This window comes from Moorena sp. SIO2C4 (genome assembly GCF_010672485.1).
GTDB classification, from domain to species: domain Bacteria; phylum Cyanobacteriota; class Cyanobacteriia; order Cyanobacteriales; family Coleofasciculaceae; genus Moorena; species Moorena producens.
In genome coordinates this window covers 1-13983 of record NZ_JAAHGN010000067.1, presented here as the reverse complement: position 1 = coordinate 13983, position 13983 = coordinate 1, and the positions used below count along the sequence as shown (strand labels likewise).

At 43.4% G+C, this 13983-nt stretch carries 8 protein-coding genes; 6 read left to right on the top strand and 2 right to left on the bottom strand.

The genetic code is table 11. From position 1 onward, the window contains the following. Positions 1–127: 127 nt before the first annotated feature. Entirely contained in the window at positions 128–646 is a 519-nt protein-coding gene (locus F6K20_RS06170; protein WP_009149420.1) for an ureidoglycolate lyase, read from the bottom strand. Between the two features lie 345 nt (positions 647–991). Here F6K20_RS06170 and gntT point away from each other — a divergent pair, with 345 nt between their 5' ends. Then, positions 992–2311: a guanitoxin biosynthesis MATE family efflux transporter GntT gene (gene gntT, locus F6K20_RS06165; RefSeq protein WP_009149415.1), complete on the top strand. Its 1320-nt coding sequence runs from the start codon at positions 992–994 to the stop codon at positions 2309–2311. Positions 2312–2695: 384 nt separating this feature from the next. Then, positions 2696–4174: a sodium-dependent transporter gene (locus F6K20_RS06160; RefSeq protein WP_009149410.1), complete on the top strand. Its 1479-nt coding sequence runs from the start codon at positions 2696–2698 to the stop codon at positions 4172–4174. Between the two features lie 103 nt (positions 4175–4277). Here the strand turns inward: F6K20_RS06160 and F6K20_RS06155 are convergent, their stop codons facing one another. Further along, entirely contained in the window at positions 4278–5051 is a 774-nt protein-coding gene (locus F6K20_RS06155; protein ID WP_009149408.1) for a phytochelatin synthase family protein, read from the bottom strand. A 747-nt stretch (positions 5052–5798) separates the two neighbouring features. Between F6K20_RS06155 and F6K20_RS06150 the strand changes: the two genes are divergently transcribed. The 4 genes from F6K20_RS06150 to F6K20_RS06135 all read left to right on the top strand — a co-directional run. After that, a complete protein-coding gene (locus tag F6K20_RS06150; RefSeq protein WP_044492501.1) occupies positions 5799–6374 on the top strand; it encodes a Uma2 family endonuclease in 576 nt (191 codons plus the stop codon). A 195-nt stretch (positions 6375–6569) separates the two neighbouring features. Further along, positions 6570–12482, top strand: a complete 5913-nt coding sequence (locus F6K20_RS06145) for a tetratricopeptide repeat protein (protein ID WP_287294111.1) — start codon at positions 6570–6572, stop codon at positions 12480–12482. Between the two features lie 433 nt (positions 12483–12915). Further along, positions 12916–13443, top strand: a complete 528-nt coding sequence (locus F6K20_RS06140; RefSeq protein WP_287294108.1) for a P-loop NTPase family protein — start codon at positions 12916–12918, stop codon at positions 13441–13443. Between the two features lie 51 nt (positions 13444–13494). After that, positions 13495–13983, top strand: a 489-nt coding sequence (locus F6K20_RS06135) for an NAD(P)-dependent alcohol dehydrogenase (RefSeq protein ID WP_287294106.1), incomplete at its 3' end; no start/stop codon positions are given.

Here is a 13983-nt window from a genome sequence, read left to right as displayed (position 1 = left end):
ATGAATAATTATGGTATTAGTAATTGCTGGTAATTCCCCCTTCTATATTATCACTCACTCTAGGTATCAGTGTAGGAATTGTGATCATTATTTTAGGCCATATTCCCTACTCCCTACTCCCTACTCCCTACTCCCTACTCCCTACTCCCTTTGCTATAACAATTTCAAACTGTAACTGATGGCTGTCTAGAAAATCATGGGTAAAATGATCGACGACATTGGTATCAGCAAGTTCCAAATTGTAGAAATCTATAAATTCCTGGTCAAAATAGGGACCAGCGTGCCAAGTTCCTACTTCTAATTTAATAAAGCAGTTACCTGGAATCCGAAAAGCCGCAATATCCTCTAAAACTGGTTGGTCATCCTGATTGGGAGGAGCTACAGCCATGAACCAGTCTTTCCCTTCTAGAGAACCGAGACACTGAGTACATTGGACATGACGAGTAATTTTATCAAACTTACGACCTTTGTGGTGTAGCCGCATGATATAAAACCGGGATGTCCCATTTTCGAGGTTTAACTGAGCATCATCTTGATCATAGGGTTTGCCGTCAACACTTGCAAAGATGACTTGACCGTAGGGCTGAAAGTTCTCTGATGTCACCCATTCCGCGTATAGTTTTTGAATCGTCTTGACTTTACTCATCCTCAGCCTCCGCCGTCAGTAGTTAAGAATTAACAGCTTATTGATTTTAGCTTGTCCAGGTGCCTTGCTGTTACTCTGGCAACTAGTCTTTACTTTTCCTTTATGGTATCCTTGTATAGGTAATTTTAAAAAAAACATCAAAAAAATCATCAGTTTCATCTTTAGGGTTATGGTCGTCGTAATTCTTTATATTATAGTCGATAATTATATCTATATTAATCTCGGGATATAAAAATATTATCCTCTATAGTATCGACTTGATAAAGCCACTAAGCTAACCTTTTTTTAAAGGTATAAAATCCTTAATTTTACACTAAATCATGCCTGAAATTTTAAGATAAATTGATGACTTTTACTTGCTCAAACCAAGACAATGTGGTCTATCGCTTCTGGAAACTGGCGATCATCAATATTCTTTCTACTCTCATGATACCCCTTGCGGGTTTAATCAGCGTGGCTTTCTTAGGTCATTTAGATCAAATCCGCCACTTAGCTGGAGTCGCTCTCGCCACCATCCTGTTTAACTTAATCTACAATAGTTTGGCTTTTTTACGGATGGGAACTACTGGGATAACCGCTCAAGCTGTCGGAGGAAATGACCGAGATGCTATGTTGCTGGTGGGACTTCGTAATGGCTTAATTGCTCTGATTTTAGGTGTAGTTATCTTAAGTTTACAGTATCCTCTCAGAGAGCTTGGATTTGCTTTGTTAAGTGCTACACCAGATGTCAAATTTTCCGGTATTGCTTATTTTAATGCTCGGATTTGGGGAGCTCCTGCAACATTACTCAATTTCGTACTGATTGGTTGGTTTCTCGGTAGAGAAATGAGTGGTAAGGTTTTGCTGCTGTCCATTATCGGTAACACCGCTAATATAGTTTGCGATTACTTTACTATTATTCGGTGGGGTTGGGAAAGCACTGGCGCTGGATTATCCGTAGCAGTTAGTCAATACGTGATGGTTTTAGTGGGCATAGTTTTAGTTAGCCAAGAAATAAAGTGGCAAGAGCTAAGAGCAGTAGCCAAACGAATTTGGAACTTGTTGGATATAAAAGCTACTTTTACCCTAAATAGTAATCTTTTTATCAGAAGCTTAGCGATTCTTTTTACCTTGTCTATTTTTACCAATTTGAGCTCAGCTCTTGGTACCACAATCTTGGCGGAAAATGCTTTGATACTAGAGGTGTTCAGCTTGGCTGTTTATTTTATTGATGGATTGGCATTTGCTACGGAAACTCTGACGGGTAATTTACAAGGTCAGGGAGCAAAAGAGCAGTTAGTCCCTTTATTGAAAATTGCTGGAGGAAGCAGTTTGCTATTGGGACTTAACTTTGCTTTCCTGTTTATCCTGTTTCCCCAGACACTCTTTGGGCTGTTAACAAACCACACTGAGGTGATCGAATCGATTACTCTCTATGTTCCTTGGTTACTCCTGGTGTTAGGATTTGGTTCCATTGCGTTTATGCTGGATGGTTATTTTCTGGGCTTAGCTGCAGGACAGACCTTACGTAATTCTACCGTAATCGCCTTGGTGGTGGGATTTGTCCCTATGGCTGTGGCGTCTTGGCAGTTTCAAAGTGTTCATCTTCTTTGGTTAGCTTTATCCTTGTTTATGGCAGGAAGAGCGATAGTACTGGGCGTAAAGTTACCAAGCACGTTGAAGTGAAATATATGGTTTTTCAATTAGGTGAGGTACAAATTTTTTGGGTTTTAGGGAACAGGGAACAGGGAACAGGGAACAGGGAACAGGGAACAGGGAATAGCGATCCGCTGCATCAAGATAGGAAATCAACGTCAAAGAAGACTCTATATTATAACTGCGAGAAACGCTATAAAAGTTTCTCATAGTAATGAGATACAGATAATTTTTTTTCTATTCCCTACTCCCTACTCCCTACTCCCTACTCCCTACTCCCTAAAACCTGTGATGGAATAAGCAAACCGATGACAATAATTTAAAGAAGTATGAAGTATGAAGCATGAATTGTAAAAGATGAAGTATCAAGGATGAAGTATGAAGCATGAACTATCAAGATAGAGGGAATTGTAGATGGCTCGTCAACGTTGGGCTTCAAGAACAGTATTTCTCCTCGCAGCAGTAGGTTCTGCAGTTGGCTTAGGGAATGTGTGGCGCTTTCCCTACCTAGCTGGGAAATACGGTGGGGGAGCATTTCTAGTGCCTTACCTGATCGCTTTAGTCCTAATTGGGGTTCCACTGTTGATGCTGGAATTTGCGGTAGGACAAAAAATGCAACGGGGAGCCATAGGCTCATTTAGGAAATTACACCCCAATTTCGGCAGTCTCGGTCTGTTTGCCCTGATGTCAGCCTTTATCATTGTCTCCTATTATGCAGTTGTCATGGGCTGGAGCTTGATTTACTTTCTGGCATCCTTTGGGGTCAAGTGGTCGAGTGATGCTAAAAGCTACTTCTTTGATAGTGTTCTGCAAATCAGTGATGGGGTCAACGTATTAGGTGGTATCAACTGGCCAATCTTATGGTCTCTACTTGTAGTCTGGGTCTTGATTTATTTCTGTGTTTGGAAAGGCACGACCAGTGTGGGCAAAGTCGTTGTCTACAGCGTGCCACTTCCGATTATTTTACTGGGGGTATTGCTATTACGAGCAGTAACTTTACCAGGTTTCCTCAATGGCTGGAAACTGTATCTTACTCCGGTTTGGAGTGCATTAGTTGACCCCGAAGTTTGGACAGCTGCATTCTCACAAATTTTCTTTACCTTATCTCTGGGATTTGGAATTATGGTGACTTATGCTAGCTACAAGAACTCAGAGGATGACATTGCTAAAGATACCTGGTTAACTGCCTTGATCAACAGTGGTATCAGCTTATTTGCCGGTTTTGTGGTGTTCGGAATTTTGGGATATATGGCAGGAGTTACCAACACCCCCTTGGCAGAGCTGGCTGCTTCTGGTCCGGGTCTAGCGTTTGTGGTTTTTCCGGAAGCTTTAAGCTTAATGCCCTTGCCTTGGCTGTTCAGTCTGCTGTTTTTTGTGATGCTGCTTTCCCTAGGCATCGACAGCGCTTTTTCCCTAGTAGAAGCTTTGAATGCGACTATCCTCGACAAACAACAACAGGGAAATGTTGCTAAGGTTTCAATTGGGGTTTGTCTAGGGGGATTTATTGCTGGAATTATTTACACTACCAGAGCTGGATTATACATTTTAGATATTGTAGATCATTTTGTTACTAACTATAACTTGATGTTGGTAGCTATTTTCCAATCTATCCTAGTGGGATGGGTGTATGGTGCAGAAAAGCTGCGACGATACATGAACCAAGTTAGTGATTGGACGGTTGGTAAATGGTGGAATTTTTCTATAAAATACCTGATTCCTATGGCTTTAGTCGCTTTGCTAGCAACCCAGTTTTCAAAAGATATTAGGACTCCCTATGAAGGATACCCAGCCTGGGCTTTAGGACTTGGCTGGGCAATTGTGTTTTTGCCATTACTTATTTTCTTGTCTTTGCTGGTCACAGACAAAACATTGATCAATGGGAGAACCGATTAATTTTAATGATTAATTTGTAAGCCTTCAGCTGTCAGCTGTCAGCTGTCAGCTTAAAATAAACCTCAATATTGATAGATTAATGAAAATGCCATCAATTTGACAATCAACGGGGACTCACCAGCACAAACCCCCGTGTCTTTTTAGACTCTGAATCCTTAGTCGCCATTGCTTGCCACAATTCTTCAGCCTTGACCCAGACCGGAGGATATTTGTAACGAGAGACATCTAGGATCAGAAAACGGTCTGCTTCTTGGTTGTAGGCAGCTAAAGGAGAAATATGTCCCGGACCTTTCTGAGCAATGGCTTTGCGTGAGTAATTGACTAAGACAAAATTTTCCGCTTCTTGCAAATTCTTCACCACTATGTTGCGAAACTCATCCAGGGTCAAATCACCACCATGGTAAACCTCTGCTCTAACTGGATAAGTTTCCAATAATCCTGCTAATTGTTCCAAAGTCATGCCCCGACGAGCAATCACCTCAGCCATGCGCACTTGCTCAGTTTTGGCATTCAAAACATTCTTCTGGGTGAAGCGGTTAGTCCTAAATTCGGGTGCTTTTGGAGCTTGAATTGATAAAGCATTCAGCACCATAACCATACTAGCTACTCCACAGTAAGTAAGCTTTTCCTGAGTCACAAACTGAATACTTAGGGGCAAATAGTCTTCTCGGGCTTGGCTTGCCATCAGTAACTGTTCGCCGTGATCGGAATCGAGGTTAATCAGATTTTCGGTCAGTGGAATTGTCTGGGCTAAGCATCCTCCCAAGCATCCTCCATTGATAAGGAAAAACCCAATTAGAGTGGCTTTTAGGGGTATACGGAATAGTTTTAGTAGATTTTTTTGAGCAGATTTTTTAGCATCGTTGTGATTAATCATATCTAGCAATTATTATACTGATGAGGTACAAATCTCTGGGTTTTAGGGAGCAGGGACTTCGGAGCAGGGTGTAGGGTGTAGGGTGTAGGTTTTTTAATTTGACGTCAGGTGTCGGGTGGGTTACTCTTGCCTGTTGCCTGTTGCCTGTTGCCTCTTGCCCTTTGGGAGTATGTTCACAAATCAAATACAAACGCTATATCTGATTAAATCAGGACTTACGCAGTTAAGTGGATTTCGCCCCCCTAGGGTGTGTTTTCAAAGTTTTCCGCAAGATATTAGATCCCCCCCAGCCCCCCTTATTAAGGGGGGAGCCATACTCAAAGTCCCCCTTTTTTAAGGGAAACGGGGGTACTCGGAGTTTGAAGACACGCCCTAGCCCCCCAATTTTGGGGGGAACAAGACTTTCAAAGTCCCTTCCGGTGCGCTTTCCAATGGGCGAGTAAATCGCCCTTGGGTCGCACCGCAAAATTGGGGGATTTAGGGGGCTTGACTAAAACCAGATGTCCGCGCATTCATTCCTTGATTCAGCAACGCCGTAATTTTGAATAAAATAAGCTGTTCGCTTAGCTTGAGCCTTGCCCTATGGCCACGGGACAGGAATGGCTGACAGCTGACTGCTGACGGCTGAATGCTTACGTAGCGTGAGCTAAAAGCGGACGGCTGACGGTCTAGGCTTTGGGTTTTGTTAGAATTAAACAGCCCTGCTTAAAAAGGGGGGAAGGGCATGGGTAATCGGGAATGGAAGCAATGACACAGACACTCTCAAAACCAAAAGACCAACGGCTGATTCACTCTGGGATGAATTGGCAACAATTCAAATTACTGGAACAGAGCTTTGTTGATTCACCAGGAATACGGTTATTCTACTACAGAGGAGAAGTAGAAATCTTGGCAGTTTCTCAAGACCACGAAACCTTTAGCCGCTTGATCGGGATTCTGTTAGCTATCTACTTTGAAGAAAAGGGAATTGAGTTCACCCCTACAGGAAGCTTTACCCAAGAAAAACCAGGGGTAGCCTCAGCACAAGCGGATGAGTCTTATTGTATCGGAAAGCCAAAGAAAATTCCAGACTTATCTATCGAAGTAGTTTTTACCAGTGGTAATCTCTCCAAACTCAATCGCTATCGGGAGTTGGGTGTACCTGAAGTCTGGTTCTGGGAAGATGGTCTATTTACCTTACATCATCTCAGAGCAGACGGTTACGAACGAATTTATACCTCAGAGGTGTTACCAGACCTAGATATGGAGTTGTTAACTAGGTCTGTAGTAATGGCGTCTACAGTTGAGGCAATGAGGTTTTTCAGAAAGGCAATTTCTGAGTAGTCGCGATGGTAATGGGTAATAGGGAATTTAGAATTTAGAATTTAGAATTGATAGGGTTTCTTGCATCTATTATGAGGTACTCTTCTCAACCTCATAAATCCAATAAATTAACGATTTTTGTGAATACTAATCCTCGCTCCCACACTCCCCATCTCCCCATCTCCCCATCTCCCCACTCTCACTCAAGATTCACCCATGGAAACAGCCCCTGACCCATTGACGCCTGCTGACCATAATGAGCTGGATAGCTTAGTCACGACTCTAGCACTATCTAGTGGCACCACCATTATTTTTGCTATTGCTCCCGAAAGTGGTCCCAACCATCCGGTGGTGCAGCAGTTTACATCTGTTGTTAATCAAGAAGCCTTTAGTGAGGAAGAGTTTCAGGTTCGCAACTTTTTCTACAGTCAGGATTCTTTAATTAATTTTCTATACCGTCTCAATCCCGTTGATCAAGAGACCTCTGTCAACACTCCTGCTCCCAGTCGTCCTCTGATCATGGCCTTCGGGATTGATCAGTTGGAGATACCTCGTCGCATCAAAGAGCTAAAACGACTGAATGTCGGTAGAGAATCCCTGTTTGAGCGAGACATGGTATTGATGTTTTGGCTCAATAAACCACAATTTTTGGATGAGTTTCGCCTCCGGGCTCCGGATTTCTGGGATTGGCGGGAGCAGATTGTGGAATTTCAAACCCATCCCCCCCTGGCACAGTTATTTTATCCCTATCTGGATTGGTTAATTGCCCAGAATTCTTATCTCAAGTTTAGTGGCGTGATGCAGGTGCAGCGCCAAGTCGATATTTTTCTGGATCAGGTTTATATTTCCCTCAAGGCTGAACGTCAGAAGCTGGTGGTTGATAGCTCCGATGCTAGGCATTTATCTAAAGCTAATTTATCTAGCCCTTCGATTAGGTTTGATGAGTTTGAAGCAATACCCCAGGATATCGATATCTCTAGCAGTACTAAAACTATTCCGGAAAAGGTTGATTTAGCGAAAGCTATACAGGATAGTCAGTATAGCGTGATTTTGGGAGACCCTGGTGCTGGGAAAACTACCCTGCTGAAATATCTAGCGCTCCATTTTGCCACCGCTCAACGGGATGACCAGAAAACGGTATTGGCAGGGGAGGCTAACGAGAATTTGGGGCAAACTCGCTTACCGGTGTTCTTTCGGATTGCTGATTATGCGGAACGCTTGGCAACCCAATCCGACTTGAGCTTGCAACAGTTTCTTAGGGAATTCTCTCAGCAGTGGCAAAGTGAATTTACAAATCAGACTGATAACGAACTTAGCAATAGCCCCCTAAATCCCCCAATTCTGGGGGACTTTGATAGCATTTCCCCCCAAAATTGGGGGGTTAGGGGGGCGGGGGACTTTGATAGCATTTCCCCCCAAAATTGGGGGGTTAGGGCGTGTTTTCAAAGTTTTCCGCAAGATGATGATCCCCCCCAGCCCCCCTTAATAAGGGGGGAGCCATACTCAAAGTCCCCCTTTTTTAAGGGGGATTTAGGGGGATCTCCGAGTTTGAAGACACACTCTAGGGGGGCAAAACCAAGTCAACTTTGTAGATCCGATAATACTACAACCATTTTTGAGCATTTATGTCACAAACTCCATAGTGGGATGTGTCTAGTGCTGTTGGATGGCTTAGATGAAGTGTTTAATCAGGAAATACGCCAACAGATAGTTAACCAAATTGAAGAGTTTGTTACCAAATTCCGTGATAACAAGTTTGTGATTACTAGCCGGATTGCTGGCTATCGGGAGGTTAAATTAAGCCAACGGTTTTCCCATTTCACCATTACTGAGATGGAACCGGAACAGGTGGAGCGGTTTCTGGACCGATGGTGTTTAGCGGTGGAAAAAGCTCAAAGGCCGGATGCCAGTCAGCACTATTGGCAGCAGGAAGCGGATCATCAAAGTCGGGAACTTAAGGAGGCGATCGCAGCCAGTGAGGGAGTCAAGCGTATGACCGGGAATCCCTTATTGTTAACGATTTTGGCATTAATTCACCGCAATGGCTCTCGCTTGCCCAATCAACGGGTAAAACTCTATGAATTAGCGGTCCAAACCTTGACCGAAGATTGGCAATTGAGCAAAAAATTGCCTGGTGTTGAGACCGTAGTGCTCAAAGAAAGTCAGGTGATGGGACTGTTGGCTCCCTTGGCTTACTGGATGCATGAACAGAAACCCTCGGGATTAGTCAGTGAACCAGAGGTTAGGGAAAAACTCGCCCAAATCCATGGGAAGTTCAATGATGAAGACCCGGATTCCCAGAGTGTGCAGTGGCAAATTAATGATTTTTTGCGCAGGGTCAGGGAAACAACCGGTTTGTTTGTGGAACGTGCCCCTGGTAGTTATGGGTTTATGCATCTGACCTTTGAAGAATATTTTGCCGCTCGGTATATTGCAGATAATGATGTTAGTGAGATTCTCGATATTATTAATTCCCATCGATATGAAGCCCGTTGGGATGAACCAATTTTGTTAGCCTTAGGGTATTTGGGCAGTGAGAATCCCAGACGGATTAATAAGTTAGTTCCAAAGTTGTTTAAACCCTTAGACGAGTATCAGCCTAGGATTGACGATGGCGAAATTAAGATTAGAAAAACCTCATCGAAGGATGTGGTTTTAGTTTGGCCAGTTTTAGGGGAAGATTCAACCGTTTCATATCGGGAGTCCCCATCGGTATTGCAAGATTTACTGTTTGCGGGTCAGGTTTTAGCTGATGTTGATGTCAACAGCAAGATTCGAGCCAGGGTGATTCAGCAGTTAGTCTCGACTTACTTGGGATTAGATGAAGACTTTGAACATGAAACTATTAAGGAATTGTTGACCAGGCTACGGGAGATTGAAAGATTTAATCAGAAGGATGAAGTGATTAAGTATTTCAAAGAAGCAGCTAATAATTTAAACCTAAATGAAGAGAGATGGGTAAAGACTAAGTTAGCAAGTTTATACGTAGCTTGTGGTCAAGCGGGAGAAACCTTAGTTAGTGGTGTAAATGAATTTGTTCAACAGCTAGTTAACCAAGCAGAGCCTAAGCTATTCAATAATCTGATCGATTTAGTGACAGATCTAGGGGAAGAGATGACCTCAGCTCTGGAAGCAACCAGACAACATCCGATTCGGGATCATGGAAGTCAACAAGCCATAGAGTTTGTGACAGCACTGTCTTACCTCCGCCCGGATAACTATAATCAGGCTATTGGGATTTTAGAGGAGATTAATCAAAACCCAGATAGTCCAATCAAAGGTTATATTGCTTGGGCAATAGCTACCTGTTACCGGAAAAAGGAGGAATATGATAAAGCGATCGCATTCTACCAAGAAAGCCTTGACATCAATCAGCAATTGGGGAACCAAAAGAATGTAGCCGATTTGTGGTCTTGGCTGGGTATTTCTTATCGAACATCCGATAATTATCAGCAAGCTCTCGATTGTCAACTCAAAGATTTAGCCATCCGTCAACAGCTTGATGACACACCAGAAAGAGCATTAGCTTACTATCAACTAGCTAGAATCTATCAAGCTTGGGGTAAGTATGACGAAGCGATTCGATACCACGAACAAAGCCGTGAACTCTATCACCAGTTGGATTTACAAAAGGATGTCGCCGATTCCTGGTATTGGCTAGCTGATTGTTATCGAGACTGGGGTAAATATCAGCAAGCTGTCGATTGTCAACTCAAAGACTTAGCCATCCGTCAACAGCTTGATCACCAATCAGATGTAGCATTAGCCTACTATCAGCTCGGTAGAATCTATCAAGATTGGGGTCAGTATGATCAAGCGATCGCATGGTACCAACAAAGCCGTGAACTCTGTCAGCAGTTGGATAAACAGAAAGATGTCGCCAATCAGTGGTATAGGCTAGGTGATTGTTATCGAGACTGGGGCAAATATCAGCAAGCAGTCGATTGTGAACTCAAAGACTTAGCCATTCGTCAGCAGCTTGATGACCAACCTAGAATAGCATTAGCTTACTATCAACTAGGTAGAATCTATCAAGATTGGGGTCAGTATGATCAAGGGATTCGATACCACCAACAAAGCCTTGACCTCTATCAGCAGTTGGATAACCAAAAGAATGTAGCCAATCTGTGGTATTGGCTAGGTGATTGTTATCGAGACTGGGGCAAATATCAGCAAGCAGTCGATTGTGAACTCAAAGACTTAGCCATTCGTCAGCAGCTTGATGACCAACCTAGGATAGCATTAGCCTACTATCAACTAGGTAGAATCTATCAAGATTGGGGTCAGTATCAAAATGCGATCGCATACTACCAACAAAGCCGTGAACTATATCACCACTTGGATAAACAAAAGGATGTCGCCGATTCGTGGTATTGGCTAGGTGATTGTTATCGAGACTGGGGCAGATATCAGCAAGCTGTTGATTGTGAACTCAAAGACTTAGCCATCTGTCAACAGCTTGATGACCAACCTAGGATAGCATTAGCCTACTGGAAGCTCGGTTACATGTATCAAACTTGGGGTCAGTATGAAAATGCGATTCGATACCACGAAAAAAGCCGTGACCTTTATCAGCACTTGGATTTACAAAAAGATGTCGCCAATTCGTGGTTATTCCTAGCTGTTTGTTATCGAGACTGGGGTAAATATCAGCAAGCTGTAGATTGTCAACTTAAAGAGTTAGCTATCCGTCAGCACCTTGATCACCAATCAGATATAGCATTAGCCTACTGGAAGATAGGTTACATTTATCAAGATTGGTGTAAGTATGATCAAGCGATCGCATACTACCAACAAAGCCTTGACCTTTATCACCAGTTGGATAAACAGAAAGATGTTGCCGATTCCTGGTATTGGCTAGCTATTTGTTATGGAGACTGGGGTAAATATCAGCAAGCAGTCGATTGTCAACTCAAAGACTTAGCCATCCGTCAGCAGCTTGATGACCAACCGAGGATAGCATTAGCCTACGGTCACCTAGGTAGAATCTATAAAGATTGGGGTCAGTATGAAAATGCGATCGCATATTACCAACAAAGCCTTGAACTCTATGATAAGTTGAATAAAAAGAAAGATGTAGCCAATCTGTGGTATCACTTAGCTGATTGTTATCGAAACTGGGGTAAATATCAGCAAGCTGTTGATTGTGAACTCAAAGACTTAGCCATTCGTCAGCAGCTTGATGACCAACCTAGGATAGCATTAGCCTACTATCAACTAGGTAGAATCTATGAATCTTGGGGTCAGTATGAAAATGCGATCGCATCTTACCAACAAAGTCGTGAACTCTATGACCAGTTAGATTTACAGAAGAATGTTGCCAATCAGTGGCGTTGGCTAGCTGATTGTTATCGAGAATTAGGTGATTACACCAAAGCCATTGACTATTACCAGCAAAGCCTAAATCTCCATCAACAACTGGGTCAAAATGAAAAGATTGCTAATCGGTATCGAAAAATTGGTAACAGCCAACGGCTCCTAGCCACAAATACTCCAGACACAACCCAAGCCCTCCACTTACTCAGCCAAGGGGAGCAAAGTATTGGTCAAGCCATCGAAATTAGTAAAGCCAACGACTACAAAGCCAACCAAGCCTACAACTATACCGCTCTTGGCTTACTCTATTCAGAACACTTGCGCCGATTACCCTCCAACCATCCTACTTTACCGGAACAGATAGAGCAATTTGAAACCAACTACACCATGGGCTTAAGGTTACTTTCAGAACTTGGAGAAATTGTCGATAGGGCGGAAGAAATTCTAGATATCTCCCGGGCTTACCTAGAGGTAAATGTCTTAGAAAACCTTGACCGAGCGGAAGCATTAGCCATGGAATCTCTACAAATATTCCTAGACTACAACCGTCGGAAACTAGAAGCCTCTGCTCGCCAGCTATTAGGGGAAATTTACTTGCGTCGTGTTGAGGGTAATCAAGGGAATACTAAAGCAAGGGCTTACCAATTTTTTACGGAAAGTTTAGAACTCTACCGGAGTCTAGATATTCAGGGGAAAGTGATAGAATTGGAGCAACAATTAAAGGGAATCGGGAATCGGGAATCGGGAATCGGGAATCGGGAATCGGGAATCGGGAATCGGGAATCGGGAATCGGGAGTAGTGATAATCTTTGACTATTTCAGTACTAAAATTGATTGTTATCACTGCCGTTATTAAGTTTTTTTGTACTGGTGCAAGATATAGCGCTACGCGCAAGTCCGCAAGTCAGAAGTCAGAAATCCGAAGTAAGCTATGATTAAGTTTCGGAGTTTAGGAATTGTCTTACATCTATAGCGTTTCTCGTATCTATGAGGTAGACATGATTTTTTCCCTGCTCCCTGCTCCCTACCTTACAAGGGTAGGTTTTTTACAAAGGGGCGAGTAGGTACTTTCATATAATATAAACTTCTACCCATATGTATAAAAATACACAATCATTTCCGGGATAATTTTTCCCATTTCCCGCTTCTGACGACTTCCAACTCCCGATTCCCGATTCCCGATTCCCGATTCCCGATTCCCGATTCCTGACCCAAATGTAAAAAACCTACTCCCTACTCCCTAACTATGAAGAGAGTTGCAGTATTTGGCAATGCTGGCGCTGGCAAATCGACCCTCAGCAAACGTTTAGCGGAAATAACTGGATTACCCCTGGTACCCCTCGATCTCATGCAATATAGACCGGGCGGTGATCAGGTGCCCCATGCCGAGTTCACAGCCGCCCATGATCACCTCTTGCAACAGGAGCAATGGATCGTTGATGGATTTGGCTCACTCGATACGGTTTGGCAACGGCTAGATGTAGCCGATACCCTGGTCTATCTCGATATGGCTGTGCTGCGACATTACTGGTGGGTCACCAAGCGATTTGTTAAAAGTGTTTGGGTGCCACCGGAAGGCTGGCCTGAAAATAGTCCCCTCGTAAAAGGCACACTGAATTCCTATAACACGGTCTGGCTGTGTCATAAAAAGCTAACGCCCAAGTACCGCACTTATGTGGAAGCGGCTAAAGCAACAAAGCAGGTTTACCATTTGCGATCGCCCCAACAGGTAAAGCATTTTTTGGAAACTATGGTGACAGAATTTGGAGGGTAAGCCGGTCCACATCAGCAATGGAATACACCACTATCAAAGACATAGAAATTCATGAAAGCAATTGTTTTAACAAAATATGGTTCATCAGATGTGCTTGAGCTTCAAGAGGTAGAAAAACCAAAGCCGAAGGAGGGTGAAGTCTTAGTCAAAATTCAGGCCACAGCGATCAATGACTGGGACTGGTGCCTGATGCGAGGCACACCATTTTATATCCGTTTGCTCTGTGGTCTGTTTAAGCCAAACATCCCAATTCCTGGTGCTGAAATCGCCGGACGAGTTGAAGCGATCGCCCCCAATGTCACGCAGTTTAAACCTGGTGATGCGGTCTATGGAGATATTTCTGAATGTGGGTTTGGTGGATTTGCCGAGTATGTCTGTGTGCCTGAAACGGCTTTAGCCTTGAAGCCTGACCCCATGACATTTGTTGAAGCCACAGCACTTCCCCATGCCGCAATGCTAGCAGTACAAGGTTTGGTTGATCAAGGACAGATCCAGCCCGGACAAAAAGTATTGATCAACGGTGCAGGTGGTGGTGTTGGA

What these genes read in the sequence shown, in the direction of transcription:
- F6K20_RS06170 (WP_009149420.1), bottom strand. Translation starts at nt 646, where the DNA reads ATGAGTAAAGTCAAGACGATTCAAAAACTATACGCGGAATGGGTGACA.
- gntT (WP_009149415.1), top strand. Translation starts at nt 992, where the DNA reads ATGACTTTTACTTGCTCAAACCAAGACAATGTGGTCTATCGCTTCTGG.
- F6K20_RS06160 (WP_009149410.1), top strand. Translation starts at nt 2,696, where the DNA reads ATGGCTCGTCAACGTTGGGCTTCAAGAACAGTATTTCTCCTCGCAGCA.
- F6K20_RS06155 (WP_009149408.1), bottom strand. Translation starts at nt 5,051, where the DNA reads ATGATTAATCACAACGATGCTAAAAAATCTGCTCAAAAAAATCTACTA.
- F6K20_RS06150 (WP_044492501.1), top strand. Translation starts at nt 5,799, where the DNA reads ATGACACAGACACTCTCAAAACCAAAAGACCAACGGCTGATTCACTCT.
- F6K20_RS06145 (WP_287294111.1), top strand. Translation starts at nt 6,570, where the DNA reads ATGGAAACAGCCCCTGACCCATTGACGCCTGCTGACCATAATGAGCTG.
- F6K20_RS06140 (WP_287294108.1), top strand. Translation starts at nt 12,916, where the DNA reads ATGAAGAGAGTTGCAGTATTTGGCAATGCTGGCGCTGGCAAATCGACC.